The 19,331-nt window shown below is 73.0% G+C and carries 22 protein-coding genes; 9 read left to right on the top strand and 13 right to left on the bottom strand.

Annotated elements, in window-relative coordinates; all coding sequences use genetic code 11:
- The first annotated feature begins 96 nt into the window (after positions 1–96).
- From ribA to V6N00_RS16225, 3 genes are all read left to right on the top strand, one after another.
- A complete protein-coding gene (gene ribA / locus V6N00_RS16235; protein WP_334233994.1) occupies positions 97–1,419 on the top strand; it encodes a GTP cyclohydrolase II RibA in 1,323 nt (440 codons plus the stop codon).
- Positions 1,416–2,579, top strand: coding sequence for a hypothetical protein (locus tag V6N00_RS16230; protein WP_334233993.1), 1,164 nt, complete (start codon positions 1,416–1,418; stop codon positions 2,577–2,579). The genes ribA and V6N00_RS16230 overlap by 4 nt, the downstream gene beginning before the upstream one ends.
- A gap of 114 nt (positions 2,580–2,693) precedes the next feature.
- Complete coding sequence (locus V6N00_RS16225) at positions 2,694–3,095, top strand: hypothetical protein (RefSeq protein ID WP_334233991.1); 402 nt, start codon at positions 2,694–2,696, stop codon at positions 3,093–3,095.
- Positions 3,096–3,178: 83 nt separating this feature from the next.
- Here V6N00_RS16225 and V6N00_RS16220 read toward each other — a convergent pair whose 3' ends face one another.
- From V6N00_RS16220 to V6N00_RS16205, 4 genes are all read right to left on the bottom strand, one after another.
- Positions 3,179–4,105 (bottom strand): class I SAM-dependent methyltransferase, encoded by a 927-nt coding sequence (locus V6N00_RS16220; protein ID WP_334233988.1) that lies wholly within the window; start codon positions 4,103–4,105, stop codon positions 3,179–3,181.
- 7 nt (positions 4,106–4,112) lie between these two features.
- Positions 4,113–5,345 carry a glycosyltransferase family 4 protein gene (locus V6N00_RS16215; protein WP_334233986.1) on the bottom strand — a complete coding sequence of 411 codons (1,233 nt, stop codon included), beginning with the start codon at positions 5,343–5,345 and terminating at the stop codon, positions 4,113–4,115.
- Between the two features lie 10 nt (positions 5,346–5,355).
- The gene (locus V6N00_RS16210) at positions 5,356–5,748 is read right to left on the bottom strand and encodes a 6-pyruvoyl trahydropterin synthase family protein (RefSeq protein WP_334233985.1); all 393 of its coding nucleotides are present in this window, start codon (positions 5,746–5,748) and stop codon (positions 5,356–5,358) included.
- A 13-nt stretch (positions 5,749–5,761) separates the two neighbouring features.
- Entirely contained in the window at positions 5,762–6,805 is a 1,044-nt protein-coding gene (locus V6N00_RS16205) for a zinc-dependent alcohol dehydrogenase (RefSeq protein ID WP_334233983.1), read from the bottom strand.
- Between the two features lie 116 nt (positions 6,806–6,921).
- Here V6N00_RS16205 and argE point away from each other — a divergent pair, with 116 nt between their 5' ends.
- Together argE and V6N00_RS16195 are read left to right on the top strand one after the other, a co-directional pair.
- Positions 6,922–8,103 (top strand): acetylornithine deacetylase, encoded by a 1,182-nt coding sequence (gene argE, locus V6N00_RS16200; protein ID WP_334233981.1) that lies wholly within the window; start codon positions 6,922–6,924, stop codon positions 8,101–8,103.
- 50 nt (positions 8,104–8,153) lie between these two features.
- Entirely contained in the window at positions 8,154–9,482 is a 1,329-nt protein-coding gene (locus tag V6N00_RS16195; RefSeq protein WP_334233979.1) for an MFS transporter, read from the top strand.
- A gap of 156 nt (positions 9,483–9,638) precedes the next feature.
- Here V6N00_RS16195 and V6N00_RS16190 read toward each other — a convergent pair whose 3' ends face one another.
- Positions 9,639–10,379: a transglycosylase family protein gene (locus tag V6N00_RS16190; protein ID WP_334233978.1), complete on the bottom strand. Its 741-nt coding sequence runs from the start codon at positions 10,377–10,379 to the stop codon at positions 9,639–9,641.
- Between the two features lie 553 nt (positions 10,380–10,932).
- Between V6N00_RS16190 and V6N00_RS16185 the strand changes: the two genes are divergently transcribed.
- On the top strand, positions 10,933–11,565 hold the full coding sequence (locus tag V6N00_RS16185; RefSeq protein ID WP_334233976.1) for a hypothetical protein: 633 nt from the start codon (positions 10,933–10,935) through the stop codon (positions 11,563–11,565).
- Between the two features lie 5 nt (positions 11,566–11,570).
- Positions 11,571–12,200: a DNA-3-methyladenine glycosylase I gene (locus V6N00_RS16180; RefSeq protein ID WP_334233974.1), complete on the top strand. Its 630-nt coding sequence runs from the start codon at positions 11,571–11,573 to the stop codon at positions 12,198–12,200.
- Between the two features lie 76 nt (positions 12,201–12,276).
- Here V6N00_RS16180 and V6N00_RS16175 read toward each other — a convergent pair whose 3' ends face one another.
- The 6 genes from V6N00_RS16175 to V6N00_RS16150 form a co-directional block, all read right to left on the bottom strand.
- The gene (locus V6N00_RS16175; RefSeq protein ID WP_334233972.1) at positions 12,277–12,888 is read right to left on the bottom strand and encodes a hypothetical protein; all 612 of its coding nucleotides are present in this window, start codon (positions 12,886–12,888) and stop codon (positions 12,277–12,279) included.
- On the bottom strand, positions 12,885–13,466 hold the full coding sequence (locus tag V6N00_RS16170) for a DUF6286 domain-containing protein (protein ID WP_334233970.1): 582 nt from the start codon (positions 13,464–13,466) through the stop codon (positions 12,885–12,887). The genes V6N00_RS16175 and V6N00_RS16170 overlap by 4 nt, the downstream gene beginning before the upstream one ends.
- Complete coding sequence (locus tag V6N00_RS16165; protein ID WP_334233969.1) at positions 13,463–13,849, bottom strand: hypothetical protein; 387 nt, start codon at positions 13,847–13,849, stop codon at positions 13,463–13,465. The genes V6N00_RS16170 and V6N00_RS16165 overlap by 4 nt, the downstream gene beginning before the upstream one ends.
- Entirely contained in the window at positions 13,846–14,037 is a 192-nt protein-coding gene (locus V6N00_RS16160) for a DUF2273 domain-containing protein (RefSeq protein WP_334233967.1), read from the bottom strand. The genes V6N00_RS16165 and V6N00_RS16160 overlap by 4 nt, the downstream gene beginning before the upstream one ends.
- Entirely contained in the window at positions 14,034–14,714 is a 681-nt protein-coding gene (locus tag V6N00_RS17240) for an Asp23/Gls24 family envelope stress response protein (RefSeq protein ID WP_416385104.1), read from the bottom strand. The genes V6N00_RS16160 and V6N00_RS17240 overlap by 4 nt, the downstream gene beginning before the upstream one ends.
- A 92-nt stretch (positions 14,715–14,806) precedes the next feature.
- Positions 14,807–15,253, bottom strand: coding sequence for a hypothetical protein (locus V6N00_RS16150; protein ID WP_334233965.1), 447 nt, complete (start codon positions 15,251–15,253; stop codon positions 14,807–14,809).
- On the opposite strand from V6N00_RS16150, the gene V6N00_RS16145 reads away from it, so the two are divergent.
- Positions 15,237–15,800 (top strand): hypothetical protein, encoded by a 564-nt coding sequence (locus V6N00_RS16145; RefSeq protein ID WP_334233963.1) that lies wholly within the window; start codon positions 15,237–15,239, stop codon positions 15,798–15,800. The genes V6N00_RS16150 and V6N00_RS16145 overlap by 17 nt on opposite strands.
- Before the next feature lie 83 nt (positions 15,801–15,883).
- Here V6N00_RS16145 and V6N00_RS16140 read toward each other — a convergent pair whose 3' ends face one another.
- Complete coding sequence (locus tag V6N00_RS16140; RefSeq protein ID WP_334233961.1) at positions 15,884–16,180, bottom strand: cell division protein CrgA; 297 nt, start codon at positions 16,178–16,180, stop codon at positions 15,884–15,886.
- 234 nt (positions 16,181–16,414) lie between these two features.
- Between V6N00_RS16140 and V6N00_RS16135 the strand changes: the two genes are divergently transcribed.
- The gene (locus V6N00_RS16135) at positions 16,415–17,053 is read left to right on the top strand and encodes an anthranilate synthase component II (RefSeq protein WP_334233959.1); all 639 of its coding nucleotides are present in this window, start codon (positions 16,415–16,417) and stop codon (positions 17,051–17,053) included.
- A 94-nt stretch (positions 17,054–17,147) separates the two neighbouring features.
- On the opposite strand, the gene pknB is transcribed toward V6N00_RS16135, so the two are convergent.
- Entirely contained in the window at positions 17,148–19,301 is a 2,154-nt protein-coding gene (pknB, locus tag V6N00_RS16130) for a Stk1 family PASTA domain-containing Ser/Thr kinase (RefSeq protein ID WP_334233958.1), read from the bottom strand.
- Positions 19,302–19,331: the final 30 nt, after the last annotated feature.

The raw sequence follows: 19,331 nt of genomic DNA, 5'->3' as shown, positions 1-19,331 counted from the left end.
TGTCCGAATCGGGGCACGAACGGCGGCCGTGCAGGTCACAGGCGGCTCGGCCCCGCCGTCTTGGGACCGTTCGGACCGATGTGGAAGGCTTCACCCATGACCGCCCACTCCAGTGTCGTGACCCGGGTCGCCACCACGTCCCTGCCCTGTCGGCACGGCGTGTTCGACATGCTCGGATTCGTCGACGACGCCGGCATCGAGCACGTCGTCCTCTCCCAGGGAGACCTGTCCAGCGACGTCGCCGGCCCGCCCATGGTCCGCGTGCACTCCGAGTGCCTCACCGGTGACGGCTTCGGGTCCTGGCGCTGCGACTGCGGGGACCAGCTGGACGCCGCGCTCGCGACCATCGCGGCCGTGGGGCGGGGTGCGGTGGTCTACCTGCGCGGGCACGAGGGGCGCGGCATCGGGCTCGCCGAGAAGCTGCGCGCCTACGAGCTGCAGGACACGGGCATGGACACGGTCGACGCCAACCTCGCGCTCGGCCACGAGGAGGACGCGCGGACGTATCACGCGGCCGCCGCGATCCTGGCCTCGCTCGGTGCCACCCGGATCAGCCTCCTCTCGGGCAACCCGGCGAAGCAGCTCGCGCTCGAGGCGCTCGGCATCGAGGTCGTCGGACGTCACAACCTCGCCGTCCCGGCCCGTGCCGAGAACGAGCGCTACCTGGCCACCAAGCGGGCCCGGATGCGGCACGACCCGGCGGCCGACACCGATCCCGAGCTGATCGGCCGGTACGGGGACATCACCGGCCCCGAGCGCGTGGTCATCGCCCAGATGGGCCAGAGCGCCGACGGGTTCATCGCCGCCCGAGGCGGGGACGGCGCCGAGCTGACCTCCGTCGAGGACCGCGAGCACCTGCACCGGCTGCGCGCCCTCGTCGACGCCGTCGTCGTCGGCGCCGGCACGGTCGTCGCGGACGACCCGCAACTGACCGTCCGCTCCGTGCCGGGCATCAACCCCGTCCGCGTCGTCGTCGACCCGAGCGCCCGGATCAGCCCCGCCGCCCGCGTCCTGACCGACGGCGCCGCCCCCACCCTGTGGCTGGTCGGAGGGGACGCGGTCACACCCGAGGTGGCACCGCACGTCACCGTGACCCGGCTGCCCAGCGCCCAGGACGGCATCCTGTGCACCGCGATCCTCGACATGCTGGCCGACCGTGGGCTGGGCCGGGTGTTGATCGAGGGCGGCGGCCGGACCGTGTCCCGCTTCCTCGCGGCCGGCGCGATCGACCACCTGTTCCTCACCATCGCGCCGGTGCTGATCGGCGACGGCGTGCCCGGCGTCCGGTTCCCCGGTGCCGAACGCCTCGACGGCGCGCTTCGGCCCCCGTCGCGCTCCTTCCCGCTCGGCCCGGACACCTGTTTGCACTTCGACCTGCGGTCCGACCGGCGACCGGCCGCCGAGGAGTCGACCGCATGAGCGAGGTCGCCCCCGGCATCGACCGGCTCGTCATCGGCATCGTCGCCGACGACGGCTTCCCCGCCCGGATCGCCCAGGCGCTGATCCCGACGGCGGAGGCGGCGGCGCGGGCCGCGTTCGACGGCGACCACGAGGTGGCGGTCGAGAGCGTGGTGGACTCGCTGCCGCTCAACGCTGCCGGTGAGATCCCGCTCGGAGACGCCGGCGCGATGCTGCGCGAACGGCACGGCTGGGACGCCGTCGTCTACTTGACCGACCTGCCCCGTCTGGGGCTGGAGGGCCCGGGACTGGTCGGCGACTTCGACCACCGGAACAGGATCGTCCTGCTCTCCGTCCCGGCTCTCGGCGTCTTCGGCGTGCGTCGCCGGGCCCGGCGGGTTGTCAAGGAGGGCCTGCGGGTCATCTTCACCGAGGACGTCGGCGAGGCGGAGCCGGTGATGATCAACAACCCGGTCGAGGCCCGGCTCGCACCGATCCGCCGCACCTCGGCACCCGACGCCGAGTCCTCCCTGTTCGAGTTGACCGGCCTGCGCGGGTACCTGCAGCTGTTCGCCGGGATGGTGCGCAGCAACCGGCCGTGGCGCCTGCTGCCCTCCCTGTCCGGGGCGCTCGCCGCCTCGGCCGCCGTCGGGGCGTTCGGCGTGTTCTACACGAGCGTCTACCAGATGTCTGACTCGCTGACCGCCGAGCGGCTCACCGGGATCAGCCTGTTCGCCGTCGCCCTCTTCGTGGTCTGGCTGATCCTCCACAATTCGCTGTGGGAGCGGCCCGCCGGTCCCGCGCCGAACCGCCGGGCCGTCCTCTACAACGCGTTCACCGTGGTGACGATCGGCATGGGCGCCCTCATCATGTACGCGACCCTCTACGTCATCCTGCTGGTGGGCGCCGTGGCCGTGATCGACTCGGACTACTTCGCCAGCCAGCTGGGCCACCCCGTCAACTTCACCGACTATCTGGATCTGGCATGGCTGTCGAGCTCCCTGGGCACGGTGGCCGGGGCGCTGGGATCGAGTTTCGACAACGAGGACGCGATCCGCAGCGCCACGTACTCCCGGAGGGAGAATGAACGTCATCGGCTGATCGAGCGCCTCGACGACAAGCACGAGGACAAGCACGATGACGAACCCAGTGACGAGCGGGGCGACGACCGGCACGTGTAGCGCCCGAGGACGCCGCGGTGGCATCCGCGGTCCCGCTGTGGGAGGCTGACAGCACTTGATCTCTCGATAATCGAATGATCGGTCGCGGACGGCGCGGCCGTGCAGGAGGGCACCATGAGCAGGTCACATCCGAACCACCCCGAGTCGGTGGAGGGACCCGATCCGGCCGCGGATGAGGAGGCCACCGGCTGGCCGCCGCGGACCAGTCCCGGCATCGATCCGGGCCGGGAGGCCGACGAGGGCGAGGCGACGGTCCGCGACGACGACGCCCTGTCGCGCGGTGAGGACGGCGAGGAGTTCGTCGCCGGGCAGCCGACGAAGGCGTCCAAGGGGCTCGGCGCCATCTGGGGCGACCCCGAATGGGCCCCGGTCGACGAACCCATGAGCGAGCGTGCGCTCCAGGAGCGCGACGACGCCACGGCCACCGCCGCCACCGTCTACGAACTGCACGAGACCGAGAGCGGCGAGCGGTACCTCACCGACACCTCGGTCGAGGAGGACGACACCAACAGCTGAGCCGCGTCCCGGCCGGCGCTGAGCGCCGGTATCGGGGCTTACCGGACGCGACCGGCGTCGGGCCGGCCGGTTCGGCCGCGCACTCAGGCGCTCGGCATCACCAGCACGTCCCGGTGGCCGACGCGCAGGCGCAGCGCGCCGTCGCGGGCCGCGACCAGCCGGTCGTCCCGCCAGGCTTCGACGTCCTGTGGTGTCAGGGCGGCCGAGGTCGTGGGCGCCGTCCGATCGGGCTCCTGCGGCTCCTCGGTCAGATCCGTGCCGTCACGACGCACCTGCTCGGCGACCGCCGCGGCCCGATCGCGCAATAGTCGTTCGATCAGGGCGCGATCGGCGGGGTCGGCCGCGTCGACCTGCCAGTCGGTCTGCCGGACGGTCACGTGCACGGTCGACGTGACGCCGTCGCCGAGCGCTCGCTGCAGCGCCGGGACGCCGTCCGGGCCGAGGTGGCCGTGCCGCTGCTGGTGGTCGTTGAACGCCGCCTGGACCGCGTCGTCGAGCGGGCCGGCCGGGTCGAGGGTGCCGGTGCCGTCCACGGTGAGGCTGAACAGGCCGTGGGCGCCCGCGTCCCGGAGGATCGCCGCCAGGTCCTCGACCGTGGCGCTGTCGAGCAGGTCGAGCAGGGCGGCGCAGGTGACGAGCACCGGTTGGCCGGGTTGCCGGTGCATGGCCAGCACGGCACCCAGGTGAGCGACGTCGGAGGCCACCGGTTCCCACGGCACGTTGAGGCCCGACAGCCGCTCCCGCAGTTCGGTCAGCAGGGCCTCGTCGTGGTCGACGAGCAGCCACGTCTGCGCGAGCGGGAGCCGCGGCATCAGCCAGCGGGGGTTGGCACCCGTGCCGGTGCCGAGGTCGATGCACAGCACGGGCACGCCGCCGGCTGAGGTCGCCTCCGCGTCGAGGGACCGGACCAGCGGTGGGAGCAGGTCGGTGGTCGTGACCGTGCGAGCGCGGTCGTCGGCGTGCTCGCGCAGGGCGAGCCAGTCGGAGCTGATCGGATCGAGCTGCGTCATCGCGTCCTCATCCCGTCTCGATGGTGGGCGTTCGTCGCCCGGAGCCGGCGGCTCGGCGGGTCCATGGCCGCCAGCACCGCGGCGGNGTCCTCATCCCGTCTCGATGGTGGGCGTTCGTCGCCCGGAGCCGGCGGCTCGGCGGGTCCATGGCCGCCAGCACCGCGGCGGTGGCGGCGTCCCAGCCCTGCGGGTGCGTGCCGGTGGCCGCGTCACGCCACCGGGCACGCACGTCGGGGTCGGTGAGCCAGTGGTGGAGCACCGCCGCGAGGGCGGCGGGATCCTCGGCGTCGACGGCGGCCCCGGGCAGGGCGCGCGGTGCCGCCGCAGCGCCGATGCCGCCCCAGCGCCCGCTGCCGTGTGCTCCGGTCAGCGCCTCGACCGCGCCCGTCCCGCGACCGACGACGGCGGGCACGCCGTGCTGCAGTCCTTCGGTCACCACCATGCCCCAGCTCTCCCACGTCGAGGGCAGCACGAGCAGGTCGACGTCGGGCCAGTGCGCGGCCAGGGAGGAGGCGTCGCGTTCCCCGGTCACCTGCACGCGCTCCCCGAAGGACGCGGCGGCGTCGCGCACCCGGGCCGCGTAGGCCGGGTCCGCCGTCGTGCTCCCGATGATCTCGGCGGACCAGGAGGCGTCGGTGAGCCGGCTGAGTGCCCGCAGGAGGGTGAGCTGGTTCTTGTTCGGGGTGAGCGCCGCCACGCAGGCGATCGCGGGGGCGCGGTGCGGGTCCGGGGACGGGTGGTCACCGGCTGTCCCGGCGGCCTCCTGCGGATCACCGACGCCGGGACGGGCGAGCACGAGTCTGGCCGTCAGTTCCGCGGCGGGCCGGCCGGTGAGGGGCCACGCGTGGGCGAGCAGCCAGCGCCCGGTCCAGGCGCTCGTGACGACCACGACGTCGGCGGCCGCCAGGGCACGCGCCTGGGGCGGGCCGCCGTGCCGTTCGGGCAAGTGGACGAGCAGGCCCGTGTGGACGCCTCGCCGCGTGAGGTCGGTGAGCACCTCGGGGCTGCGGGTCGCGATGAGACCGTCGACGAGGACGCGCCCGTACCCGGTGGCGGCCGCGCGAACCCGTCCGGCAGCCTGCCGGTCGGGCCGAGGCCAGTGGCCCGGCACGTCGATCACGTCCACCCGGTGGCCCAGGGTGCGTGCCCGGGCCGCGACGGCGCGGTTGAAGAGGGTGCCCCCGCTACGGTGCCGGACGTTGGCCGGGGTCAGCAGGGCGAGCCGGTCCACCGCGCTCATGCCGCTCGGCTCAGTCCAGGGACCGGGTATAGCCGGCCCAGGCGTCCGGGTGCTCCCGCAGGACGACGTCCAGCTCGGTGACGCCGTGGCCGGGCAGGTCGCGGCCGAGATGCTCCGCGAGGCGGTCCGCGATCACCCGGGCGAGGTGCTCCGTCGTCGTCAGCTGCCCGACCAGATCCGGGTGCTCGTCGAGGTTGCGGTAGTTCAGGTCCGCGAGCACCGCCCCGAGGGCCGCCGTCGCCACCCCGATGTCCAGGACGATGGCCTTCTCGTTCAGCTCGGCCCGGTGGAAGGTGGCCTCGACGACGAAGGTGGCCCCGTGCAGCGCCTGTGCGGGCCCGAAGGCGGGATCGGGCAGCGAGTGGGCGATCATGACGTGGTCGCGGACGGTCAGGCGGTACATGGTCGGCCTCTCGTCATCGGATCGGCCCGGAGGCCGGCCGGTCGGCGGTGGAACGGTCGGCGGTGGTCGCGTCGGCGTCGTTCCCGGGGTAGTCCACCACATGGCACATCGCCGTCGACCCGGCCGCGGTGACGCGGCCCATCGTGGCGGGCAGGTCGGCGAAGGGGCTGCTGCCGGTGAGGAAGACGTCGAAGCGGTCGTCGGCCAGCAGGCGCAGCGCCAGGTCGAGCCGGTCCCCGCGGCTGCGCCGAGCCCGCCGGGAGAGGGCGACCTCGCCCACCTGACTGGCCCGCAGCTGCAGGCGGCGGGCGTGGAAGGCGCCGCCGAGCGGCACCCGCGGGGAGCGCGTGCCGAACCAGGACATCTCGACCAGCTCGGCGTCGGCGCCCGCCAGGTCCAGCGCGGTGGTCAGCCCCGCCTCGGTGCCGGAGGCGTGGATGACGACGTCGCAGTCCCCGGCCGCCTCCTCCGGGCTGACCAGGGTGAGCCCGAAGGCATCGGCGAGGGCCCGGCGCCCCGGATCCGGGTCCACCAGGTGCAGGCGGCCCAGCGGGTGGCCCGCGAGCAGGGCCGCGACCGCGCCGCCGACCATGCCGCCGCCGACGACGGCGACCCGGTCACCGAGCCGCGGGCCGGCCTCCCAGATCCCGTTGACGGCGGTCTCGACGGTGCCCGCGAGCACCGCGCGGCGAGCGGGGACGCCGTCGGGCACCACGTGCACCTCCGCGGCGGGCAGCACGAGACGGTCCTGATGGGGAGCGAGGCTGAAGACGGTGCGCCCGGCCAGTGCCTCCGCGCCCTGCTCGACGACGCCGACGTTGAGGTAGCCGTACTTGACCGGCCCGCCGAAGTCGCCCTCCTGGTGCGGGGCTCGCATCTGCCCCGCGACCTCCGGAGGCACCCGGCCCTGGAACACCGTGGTCTCGGTGCCCCGGCTGATGCCGGTGTGCAGGGTACGGACGAGCACCTCGGTCTCACCGGGCTCGCGCAACGGCTCCTGCCGCAGTTCGCCCCGACCGCAGCCGGTCACCCAGAACGCCGTCGCCACCGCACTCACCCCCGCAGTCTTGCAGATCGGTGAATCGACAGCGTGCTTGCTTCGTCTGCATAGACTCGACGGAAGACCACGACGAGCCGGGAACGAGCCGGACGAGACCAGGAGGACGCAACCCGATGAGCGCAGCGACGACCGAGCAGGACCTGACCTCCCTCGACTGGACGCGTCGGCTCATCGCGATCGACACGACGAGCCGTAACTCCAACCTCGAGCTGATCGACCTCGTGGCGGAGGAGCTCCGGCGGCTCGGCGTCGAGCCGCTGCTGGTGCCGAACGAGGAGGGCACCAAGGCCAACCTGTTCGCGACGTTCCCGGCCGCCGACGGCAGCACCGAGGGCGGCATCGTGATCTCCGGCCACACCGACGTCGTGCCCGTGGACGGGCAGGCCTGGTCCACCGACCCGTTCACCGCCGAGGTCCGCGACGGGAAGCTGTACGGTCGCGGTGCGGCGGACATGAAGAGCTACATCGGGGCGGCCCTGACCCTGCTGCCCCGGATCGCCGAGGCCGACCTGACGACGCCGGTGCACCTGGCGCTGAGCTACGACGAGGAGATCGGTTGTGTCGGCGCCGGCCGGCTGGTCGAGGAGCTCGAGCGGCGCGGCATCCGCCCCGAGTTCTGCATCGTCGGCGAGCCGACCAGCATGAGGGTGATCGCCGAGCACAAGTCGGTCAACGTCTTCCGGGCCACCTTCACCGGCGTCGCCTCCCACTCCTCCCTCACCCCGGACGGCGTCAACGCCATCCACCACGCGTCCCGGTTCGCCGTCGCCTTCGCCGACATGGTCGACGGGTGGCGGCAGGACGGCCCGTTCGACGAGGGCTACGTCGTGCCGTTCAGCACGGGCGGCGTGAACCTCGTCCAGGGCGGCATCGCGTCCAACACCGTGCCGGACCGGTGCGTGATCGAGTTCGAGTTCCGCTCCGTCGCCGCACTCGACGCCGACGAGGTGACCGCCCGGGTGCGTTCCACCCTCGACGAGATCGACGCCCGGATGCGTGAGGAGAACCCGGACGCCGGGGTCGCCCTCGAGGTCGTCGGCCAGGTGCCGGGCCTGTTCACCGAGGCCGGCAGCCCCGTGCTGGCCCTGGGTGCCGAGCTCGGCGGCCTGCCGAGCGAGGAGAAAGTCACCTACGGCACCGAGGCCGGGCAGTTCGACGGCATCGGCATCGGGACCATCGTGTGCGGCCCCGGCGACATCGCCCAGGCACACACGGCCGACGAGTGGATCGAACTCGAGCAGATCGCGGCCTGCGAGGCGTTCTTCGACGCCCTGTTCGCGCGCGTCACCGCCTGAGGACTTCGCGGGCCGCCACGAGGGCGGTCCCAGGACGGCAAGGAGCCGCCATGCAGCACGAACCCGTCTCTGCCGGCTCTACCGCGGGCACCGCGACCGCGGAGCCCGTCTCGGCCGCCCAACGCGCCACGGCGCGGCGTGCCGTCGTCGCCTCCTCGATCGGCAACGCCCTCGAGTGGTTCGACATCATCGTCTACGCCTCCCTCGCGGTCGTCATCTCCGCGCTGTTCTTCCCGTCCGCAGGGGAGCAGGGCGCGGTACTGGGCCTGCTGCTGACCTTCGGCACGTTCGCGGTGTCCTACCTGATCCGCCCGGTCGGGGCCATGGTGCTCGGCAGCTACGCCGACCGGCACGGCCGGAAGAAGGCGCTGACCCTGACGATCGGGCTCATGATGCTCGGCACCGCGCTGATGGCCTTCGCGCCGACGGCGCAGCTGATCGGGCCGGCCGCCGCGTTCGTCATCCTGCTCTCGCGCCTGCTGCAGGGCTTCTCGGCGGGCGGCGAGTTCGGCACGGCGACGGCGTTCCTCATCGAGAACGCCCCGAACCGCAAGGCGTTCTACGGGTCGTGGCAGGTCGCCACGCAGGGCGCCGCGATGCTGCTGGCGTCCCTCTTCGGCCTGGGTCTGAACACGCTGATCAGCCACGACGCGCTGTACAGCTGGGGGTGGCGCGTGCCGTTCCTCGTCGGCCTGCTGATCGGGCCGGTCGGCCTGTACATCCGGCTGCGGATGGACGAGACGCCGGAGTTCGCCGCGATGGAGGACCGGGTGGAGTCCTCCCCGCTCGGGCAGACGCTCGTTCACCATCTGCCGCGCTGGGTGGCGGCGACGGCCACCGTCGGGCTCGCCTCGATCTCCGTCTACCTGATCCTGTTCATGCCGACGTTCGCGGTGTCCAACCTGCACCTGCCGTCCTGGGCGGGCTATCTCGGTGGCATCATCTCCGGCATCGTCTCGCTCGTCGGGTGTCCGCTGGTGGGCAACCTGGCGGACCGGGTGGGACCGGCCCGCGTGATGACGGTCGCGGCGATCGCCGCCGTCGTGCTCGCCGTGCCGCTCTTCGCGCTCATCGTCGCAGTGCCGACCGTCGCGGTCCTGACCCTGGTGCAGGTGGTGCTCGGCCTGCTCATGGCGTTCTACTTCGGTCCGCTGCCGGCGCTGCTCGCCGCGATGTTCCCCACGCAGATCCGCACCACGGGCATGTCGATCGCCTACAACCTCGGCGTGACGCTCTTCGGCGGCCTGGCGCCGCTGATCCTGACGGCGTTGATCGCCGGCCTGAAGACGCTGATGGCGCCGGGCTACTACTACGCCATCGTCGGCGTGATCTCCCTGGCCGGCATCATCGTGTGCCGGCGGGTGTTCGGCCAGCGCTGACACGAGGCGTGTCCCGACCCGTGAGGCGACGGTGGCCCGGCCGCACCGGTGCCGAGGCCGGGAACGACGAAGCGCCGCACTCCGTGAGGAGTACGGCGCTCCGGCCGAACACGGGTCCCGTCCACGGCAGGAAGCCGCGACGGGAGGACCGGATGATCAGGCAGGCAGGTTCAGGGTCTGGCCCACGAAGATCAGGTTCGGGTTGCTGACGGTCGCCAGGTTGGCGTCGGCGAGGGCCTTCCAGCCACCCTTGACGCCGAGCTTCTGAGCGATCTGGCTCAGGGTGTCACCGGCCTTGACGGTGTAGGTACCGCTGACCGCCGGCGCCTGGCGCACGGGGGCGGCCTGGACCGGAGCCTGCTGGACCGGGGCGGCCTGGACGGGCGCCTGCTGGACGGGCGCCTGCCGGACCGGGGCGGCCTGGACGGGCGCGGCCTGGACCGGAGCGGCGACCTTCGGGGCCTGCTGCACGGGAGCAGCCTGGACCTGGACCTTCGGGGCCGCCTGGACCGGGGTCGGGGTGGCGGCGGAGCCGGTGGCACCGGCCTGCACGGAGCAGACCGGCCAGGCGCCCCAGCCCTGGCCCGCGAGCACGCGCTCGGCGACGGCGATCTGCTGGGCCTTCGACGCGGTGGTCGGGCTACCGGTTCCGCCGTACTCCGCCCAGGTGGACGCGGTGAACTGCAGGCCGCCGGAGAAGCCGTTGCCGGTGTTGATGGACCAGTTGCCGCCGGACTCGCACTGGGCGACGCGGTCCCAGGTGGCCTCGCTGGCGGCGTTCGCCTGCGTGCCGGTCACGGCCACGCCGGCGCCCGTGAGGGCTAGGACGGCGGCACCGCGACGGAGGTTCCGGGACAGAAGAGAGGAGTTGTTCACAACGATGCTCCAGGAGGTCACCTGCGCTCCAACCGTCCAAGGCTGTCTGCGCGCCATCGCCAACCGCGACTGTTCGAGGTCATGGAAGTGCCCCGCCTCATGGCGATGTCCGGTGGAGAAGAGGGGCCGTGCATGTTGGGCTGCAAAGCGAACGGATGCAGCCTCGGGAATTCCCCGCCTAGCGGGGCTACCCACGAGACTAGACGATCGTTTCGTTATTCATCAAGGCCTTTCGTTATCTTTCTGTGATCCCCGGGCTGCGCGATCCTGTGGGCCAGGAGTCGCGATCCCCGTCCTCATGTCGATCGACACGGGTCGGCTCCGCGCGCTGTGACGTCACCCACAGGCGGCGCGTCGCACTGGAATCCCGCGCTTCCGCGGGCTACATCGCCCGCGCGTCCTTCCTCATCCGGCGGTGTGCCGGAGCCGGATGTCCAGCCGGTCGTGTCGCGCCCGTTCAACGGGTGGGACGCGGGTCGTCCACGCCGGTCACCGCGCCGGTCACCGTGCCGAGATCCGAGGGCCGTCCGGGTCACCGAATGGACACAACCGCAGGTCGGCCTACGATGAGCGCATGACACCCACGCACGCGGTGACGTGGCCCGCAGGCCGGTTGGTGATCGTCGCCGGCGACGCTCGCGAGACGGAGGCGGCCTGGCTTCCGACACTGCTGGCCGCCGTCGACTCCCCGGACGCGCAGCCGGAGGTCGAGCGACTCGCTCCCGTGGTCGGGGACGACCTGCTGGCGCGTCGTCGGCGGCTCCGGGACCTGCTCGCCGGGATCGACGAGTCGACCGCGGTGCTCGCGTTCAACAGCGGGGCGACGACGGTGCTGGAACATCTCGAATCGCGCACGGATGACTGGCGGCTCGGCGGTCTGCTGCTCTACTTCGACCAGGCCTTCGCCGCCAACCGGGGCACGACAGGCTCGCTGCCGGTGCTCATCCCCGCCCTCGCGACCCTGCGCACCCGGGTGCTGCGGCGCATCGTGGCGAGCGCACCCGGACGCACGCACGTGCCCGCCGGTGCCGCCGCCGAGCTCGCGCGGCTGCTCGGCGCCGAGTACCACGCCCTCACCGCCCCGCCCGTCGACCACGACTCGCGAGCCGGGGGCGCCGCCGCCCTCGCCCCCCTCGTCGCCCGGCTCACCGCGCCGGCCGAGGGCACCGCGTCCCGCCAGCGGGCCGACCACGAGTCGGACGCCTGAGCCGCGTGCCCGCATCGCTGCCGGCCGCGCAGCCGGAAGAGCCGTCGGCCGACGTCGTCGTCGGTGCCGACGGCCTGGCCCGCCCGCGCTGGGCGGCCACCGACCCCCTGTTGCGTTCCTACTACGACACCGAGTGGGGCCTGCCGGTGCGCGACGAGCGCGGCCTGTTCGAGCGGCTGAGCCTCGAGGCGTTCCAGTCGGGCCTCTCCTGGGCGACGATCCTGCGCAAGCGGCCGGCCTTCCGGGCGGCGTTCGCCGACTTCGACCCGGACACGGTCGCCGGGTTCGGCGACGCGGACGTCGAGCGGCTGCTGGCCGATGCCGGCATCGTGCGCAACCGCGCGAAGATCCTGGCGACCATCGGCAACGCCGGGGCGACGGTCGCGCTGCGCGAGGACGGCGGCCTCCCCGCCCTGGTCTGGTCCTTCCGGCCCGACGTGACGCCGCAGCCGCGCACGATCGCGGAGATCCCGACGACCTCACCCGAGTCACGGGCGCTCTCCGCGGCCCTGCGCGCTCGCGGGTTCCGGTTCGTGGGTCCGACGACCATGTTCGCCCTGATGGAGGCGGTCGGCATCGTCGACACCCACCTCGTCGACAGCCACCGGCGCGGATCCTCCGGCGTCTGGTCCTGAGCGCCGGTCCCGCGGCCCGCTGACGGCGCCGTCGACGCGCAAACAGGGGCACGTGGGGGTGAGCGTCAGGCGCCGGTCACTGCACGCGTTCGGTGCGGGAGAGCCGAGCGCGGGCACCGCTGCTGATGCGGATCAGCACGGGGACCCGGGTCCCGGTGAGGCGGTCGAGGCCGGTGACGAGATCGCGGGCGGTGCGCAGGGTGTCGCTCAGCCACACGCCCTTCCGCACCTGCAGCCGGATGTTCAGGCCGTCGCCGTGCCCGACCCTCCAGCTGCTGACCTGGGAGGACAGCACCTGCTCGTCGTGCTCGACGGCCTGCTCCACGGCATCCGCGACGAGCGAGGTCCGGATCCGGGTGCGGCCGGGCAGGTCCCCGTCGTGGAAGCCGATGGCCATCTGGTTCGTGCGGCCGCCGCCCTGGGAGAAGATCCACACGAGCATGAAGATCATCGCCGCGACGAGCAGGACCAGCACGATGAGGGACACCCAGCTGGCCTGGCCGCCCGGAATCGGGGCGGACCGGACGAGCCCGACGAGGCCGTCCCAGGACTGATGGGCGACGACGAGCCAGCGCTGCGAGGCGTCGGCGCTGAAGCCGACGACGGCGACGAGCAGGCCGACGGCCACCAGGACCAGGCCGACGAGGGCCAGCAGGACGCGGTTGAGTCCGCGCGGGGTGCGCCTCACACGCCCACCGCCCCGCGGGTGGCAACGGCGACGGAGACGGTAGGCACCGGTTCCAGGCCGTAGGACGCCAGCTCCCGCTCGACCGCCGACCGGACCGCGTCCTCGTCGACCGGCAGGCCCGACGTCGGGTGCACCTGCACCTCGATCGCGCGGCGGGACGCCCACGAGTGCACCTGGTCGGCGGACACGCCGGCGGCGGTGCGGGCGACCCGCGACGCGGCGGAGGCGACGACCTCGTAGTCGACGATGATCGCGTTGCGCTCGTCGGTGACCACGTAGCGCGGGCGATTGCCGGGCAGGATCGCAAGGGCGAGCAGCAGCAGACCGACGAGCGCGACGAGCAGCCCGACGACGGCGAGCACCGCCCCCGGGGCCTGCCGGGGGAGATCCGCGAGCCACTGGGCGGCGGTCAGCGGAGAGAGCAGCAAGGGGGGCGCCCCGGAGACGGAGAGGGCCGTCTCCAGGAAGAGCCACAGCAGCACCAGCAGCACGACGACGGCGGTGACCACGGACGGGACGCTGCGGGACGAGTGGGTCTCGCGGCGGCGGAGACGCTGCGTGCGGCGGTCCTCCGTCACGGCAGCCGTCCCGGAACCGGCCGGTGGATGCCGGTCAGATCCACGTCGACACGGCCGACCACGGCACCGGTCAACTCGCTCGAACGCCGCGCGATGCCCACCCGCGCCTGCTCCGACCGCGCGATCAGTGCTCTGCGGCCGTCAGCGCCGTCGTCTCGAGCGAGGTCGAGCAGCGACGGGGCGCGGACGGGGAGCGCGACCTGCAGGTGGAGGCGGCCGGCGTCGTCGAGCAGGCGGGTGCGCACGGTCGTAACGGGCACGCCGAACTCCTCCGCGGCGACGATCGTCACGACCCGCGAGATGGCCTGCTGGGTGATCCGGGTGTGGCCGGGCAGTGCGCCGGGGGCCGTCCGGTCATCGGCGACGGTTCCCGCGGCGCTCATGAAGACGAGCGCTTGCCGCGCAACGAGTCCGCGACGGCCTGCAGGTCGAGCCTGCCGTCGGCGACCCGGCCGACGACGGCGCCGACGAGCATGAACAGGGCGGTGAGCAGGAAGCCCCAGAAGCCCCACGCGAGGGCGACGACGGCCAGAACGGCACCGACGGCAAGGCCGGTCACGGTGGGACTCATGGGATGCGTCGCTCCTTCGCCTCGGGATGGGCACGCCCGCCCGCTGCACGGTCGAGCTCGGGGACGTCGATGTCCGTGATCGTCACGTTCACCTCGGCGACGTCCTTGCCGATCAGCCCTTCGACAGCATCGTAGACCGCGGTCCGGACGTTGCGAGCGACCTCCTGCAGCGGCCAGGGATATCCGGCCACGAGGGTGACGTCCACGGCGACCTGGCGCTCGCCGACCTCGACGGAGATGCCCTGGGCATGGTCGGACTGGCCGACGACGTCGCGGATCTGCCCGAGCGCGCGGGCGGCGTTGCTCCCGAGGGCGTGCACGCCGGGCACCTGCCGGACGGCGATGCCGATGACCTTGGCGATCGCGGTCTCCGCGACGGTCGTGGTGCCGCGTTCGTCACCCGTGGGCACCGGCGTCGCCGTGGGCACGGGGGGCACGGCAGGCACCGAGGTGGAGCCGGCGGTCGGAGCGGCGGGGACCGTTGCGGCCGTCTCGGCCTCGGGCGCCGGCACTCCCGGCGCGGTGACCCCGGGCAGGGCCCCGCCGGTGACGGGCGGCGCGGATTCCGGGGCGTCGACCGGCTCGGGCGGCAGCGGGAACTCCGGCGGGACCGACGGTTCCGGGATCACCGCCCCCGGACGGCGTGTGGTGGCGTCCTCGTGATCGGGATTGCTCACGTCCCCTCCTCCTGTCCGGCCGCGGGCGGCGGCGTCGAGTCCAACGCTATCGGGCGGGACCGACAGAATCGAGGCATCCTCTCGGCGCATTGTCAGCCCTGACCAGCGCGGATACGATCAGGGCAGCGTCCCGCCGTCGGAGCCGGGCGCGTCCGTGGAGGGGGATCCATGTCACCGTCAGTCCGTGCTCTCACGTGTGCCTCGGCCAGTGCCGTCGCCGCCGTTCTTCTTCTCGCCGGCTGTGGGGGCAGCGGCGCCGTCACCGGGGGGTCGGCCAGCGCGTCGTCGGCATCCGCGTCGTCGTCCGACTCGGCATCCGCGTCGTCGTCCGACTCGGCATCCGCATCGCCCTCGGACCCGGCGTCCGCAAGCGCGTCCGATTCGGCGTCGTCCTCGTCGTCGGCGTCCGCAGGTGCGTCCGATTCCTCGTCGGCAAGCGCCTCCGCCTCGTCGTCGGCGTCCGCGAGCAGCTCCGCCGGCGGCACATCGTCCGGCGCCGCGACCGACGAGTCCGTCGCGGCGGTGATCAGCAAGCTCAAGCTGCCCGACGGGGAGAAGCTGGTGCCGCTTCCCGCGAGCAAGGTGCGTCAGGCCGCAGGGTCCACGAACCAGACGGCCAAGAGCGCCACCGTGACGCCGGCCGTCTGCAAGACCATCAGCCTCAAGGCCAGCTCCATCCCGCAGGACGCGGCGGTGGGCGTCGGCCAGGCGGCCCGCAGCAAGGTGCTGCTCTCGCTCGTGATGAGCAAGGACACCGCGGAGCTGAAGTCCCGGGTGACCGGTGCGCGGCAGCTGCTGAACTCGTGCTCGGCGGTCACGCTGAAGACGGCGACGGCCACCGTGCACCAGACGCTCAAGGAACTGTCGATGGCGAAGGTCGGTGACGACTCCGTGGCCGTGCTGAACGTCCAGCAGACCTCGGGGATCACCGTCGAGATGACCCAGGTCTCCGCCGTCAAGGGCGGTCGGCTCGTGACCATCACGGCGGTGGGAAAGCCCGAGAGCGCCTCGGACCTGACCGTCCTCGGCCAGCTGGCGACGAAGGCGCTGGAGGCAACCGCGACCGGCGGCGGCGCGACCGCCTGAGTCTGCGACCGCGGTCGTCTCACACGAACGGAGCCGGCCGCGTGGACGTCACGCGGCCGGCTCGGTGTCGTCGGGGAGTGCGGTCAGCCCCGCCAGCGCGTGGTCATGACGAAGCCGATCATGGCGATCCCGAAGCCGATGACGATGTTCCAGGCGCCGATGGTGGGGATGGGCCACTGGCCGAGCGTCGCGTAGAAGACGATGACCCACAGCAGGCCCAGGATCATCAGCGTGACCATGAGGACCTTGTACCAGGTGGGATTGGGGCCGGCGCGGCGTGCCGCGGCGCGTTCCTCGCGCTCCCGCTTGCGCTCGCGGACCTTCTCCGCCGCGGCGCGCCGAGCCGGGTCCCCGCTCCGGGTTGCTTCGGACTCGGCCACGTCTGCCTCCTCGGGCGGTCTGACCGCCGCTTCGTTCGGGCACACCCGCAGCGGGTGGCCGGCACTGGTTCCCGGGCATGCGTTGCAGCCCCTGGTTCAACGGCTCAGTGTAGCCAACCCGCCCGGGTCCCGCGCGGGAGGCCGGGCGTCCCGGCTGGCGTGGACGGGCGGGGCGTGCTTGTCTGGTGAGACGGCCGTGCGGCCGTGTCACCACTCCGCGAAGGAACCACCCCGATGAGCACCCGCATCCTCGTCATCGACAACTACGACAGCTTCGTCTACACCCTGGTCGGCTACCTCCAGCAGCTGGGCGCAGAGACGCTGGTCGTGCGCAACGACGACGTGGACCTCGCCGAGGCCATCCGGCTCGCGGAGGAGCGGGACGGTGTGCTGGTCTCTCCCGGCCCGGGTGCCCCCGCGGACGCGGGCGTCTGCGTCGACCTGATCCGCTGGTGCGGGGAGCACGACAAGCCGATGCTCGGGGTGTGCCTCGGCCACCAGGCGCTCGCCGAGGCGTACGGCGGCACCGTCGGGCACGCCGCCGAACTGATGCACGGCAAGACCTCGGAGGTCCAGCACGACGGGGCAACGGTCTTCGCCGGGCTGCCGAGCCCGCTGACCGCCACGCGCTACCACTCGCTCGCGGCGGACGCGGGTACGGTGCCGGACGTCCTCGAGGTCACGGCGACCACCCCGAACGGCATCATCATGGGTCTCGCCCACCGCACCGCTCCGCTGTGGGGCGTCCAGTTCCACCCGGAGTCCGTCCTCACCGAGGGCGGCTACCAGATGCTCGGCACGTGGCTCGAGTCCCTCGGCCTGACGGGAGCGGCGGAGCGCGCGGCCGGGCTGAGCCCGCTCATCACCCAGTGACCACCGGCTGATCGGGCGGAGCTGCCGGCTCGGAGCCGGGCGAGCTGCGACCGGCTCGGAGTACGAGCCGGCTCGAGCGGGCCGGGGTCGAGGCTCAGCCGTGCTTCTTCTGCTGCCCCGGCGCGCCGGCGCGGCCGGACCCCTGCGTGCTGCCGCTGCTGCTCGTCGCCGTCGGACTGGGGCTGGGACTCTGCGGGGGGCTCGGACTCGAGCTGGCGGTCGGGCTGGGGCTCGGGCTGCTCGACGACGTCGGTGACGGTGACGGTGTCGGTGTCGGTGACGGCGAGGCCTTCGCCTTCGGCTTCGCCGGAGCGCTCGCGACGGTGACGGTCACGGTCGTCCCCTGGTCGACGTTGCCGTTGGCCGGCTGCGACTGGGACGTCACGGTGCCGGGCTTGACCACGCTGTTCTCCGCGGTCTCGACCTTCACGGGCAGGGCGACGTCGTCGGCGGCGAGCTTCGCCCGCGCCTGCGCCTCGGTCAGGCCGACCAGCTGCGGCATCGTCACCTTGCCGGTCGAGACCACGAGATCCACCCGGCTGCCCGCCGGCACCTGCTTGCCGAGGCCCGGCACCGTGGCGATCAGGGACCCCTCGTCCACGGTCGCACTGTTCTTCGTCGTCGTCAGCATGGGGTCGAGCCCGAGCTGGCGCAGTTCGTCGCGCACCTGGTCCGCCGGGCGGCCGGCGAGGTCGGTGGGCAGGACCACGTGCGCGGGCCCGCTCGAGACGAGGAGGGTGACCTCGCTGCGCGGGCTCACCCGGGTGCCCGTGTGCGGGTCCGTGCTGATCGCGTAGCCGTTCTTCACGGTCGTGCTGTTGGTGTGGTCCAGCCGGATGCGCAGGTTGGCGTTCGCCAGGGCCGTGGACGCGTCCGCCTGGCTCATGTTGGTCACCGACGGGACGCTCACCGTCTCGGGCGGGGCCGAACGGGCGATGAGGATGTTGGTGAAGTAGACGGCGACGGCCCCGAGGACGAGGACGAGGGCGATGATGCCGGTGATCATCCACGCGCGGCGGCGGGCCCGGGTGTCCGGGTGCACCTCGTCGTCGGTGCCCAGACCCAGCATCAGCGGTGCCGCGTCGCTGCCCTCCGCGTCGCCCGTCCCCTCGCCGGACCGGGGGAGCACGTTGGTTCCCGGAGCGGTGGCGCCGGCGTCGGCCGACCGCTCCGTGGCCGTGGCGTCGCCGTCGAACGCCTGCGTGGGCGGCTCGCCCGCGGCGCGGTGAGTCGCGGCGACCAGCCCCGCGGCGGCGAGACCGGCCCCGGCGGCTGCGCCGACAGCAGCGCCAGAGCGGTGGTCGCCGTCCTCCGAGGGCCGGGGACGGTCGGTGGCGTCCGAGGGCGGCATCTGCAGGGTGTCCTCGTCCACGCCGGGCACGAGCGGTTCGTACACGACGCCGCGCGCGGCCGCACGGAGGGCGTCCTGGAACTCGGCGGCGTCCTGGAACCGGTCCTGCCGGTCCTTCTCGAGGGCGTGCAGCAGGACGGAGTCGATCGCGGGGGAGACCTCCGGGTTGACCGAACTGGGCGGCGGGGGCAGTTCCCGCACGTGCTGGTAGGCGACGGAGACGGCGGAGTCGCCGCGGAACGGCGGCCGGCCGGTGAGCATCTCGTAGAAGAGGCAGGCGGCCGAGTAGAGGTCGCTGCGCGGATCGACCGTGTCGCCGCGGGCCTGCTCGGGGGAGAGGTAGGCGGCCGTGCCGAGCACGGCCTGCGTCTGGGTGAGCGTCGCCGACGAGTCCTCCATCGCGCGGGCGATGCCGAAGTCCATGACCTTCACGGCGCCCTCGTCGGTGACCATGACGTTGGCGGGCTTGATGTCGCGGTGCACGATGCCCGCGCCGTGGCTGTACTGCAGCGCGGCGAGGACCCCGTCGGCGTGGGCGAGGCTCGTGGGGATGGTCAGGCGGCGGTCGGTGATGAGTTGGCGCAGCGTGTGCCCGGTGACGTACTCCATCACGATGAACGGGGCGTCGACCGCGCGCCCGGCGGCGTCGACGATCAGTTCCTCACCGGTGTCGTAGACGCCGACGACGTTGGGGTGGTTCAGTGCGGCGACGGCCTGCGCCTCGCGGCGGAACCGGGACTGGAAGCTCGGGTCGCGGGCGAGGTCCGAGCGGAGGAGCTTGATGGCGACGGGCCGCCCGAGACGCGTGTCATGCCCGGCGTGGACGTCGGCCATACCGCCGCGTCCGATCAGCCCGTCGACCCGGTAACGGTCGTTGAGCAGCCGCGCTTCGCTCACGGATCCAGCGTTCCCTTCGATCAGCGTCCT

The sequence above is a fragment of the Tersicoccus mangrovi genome (genome assembly GCF_036881825.1).
GTDB lineage: Bacteria > Actinomycetota > Actinomycetes > Actinomycetales > Micrococcaceae > Tersicoccus > Tersicoccus mangrovi.
This window is presented reverse-complemented; position numbering and strand designations above follow the sequence as displayed.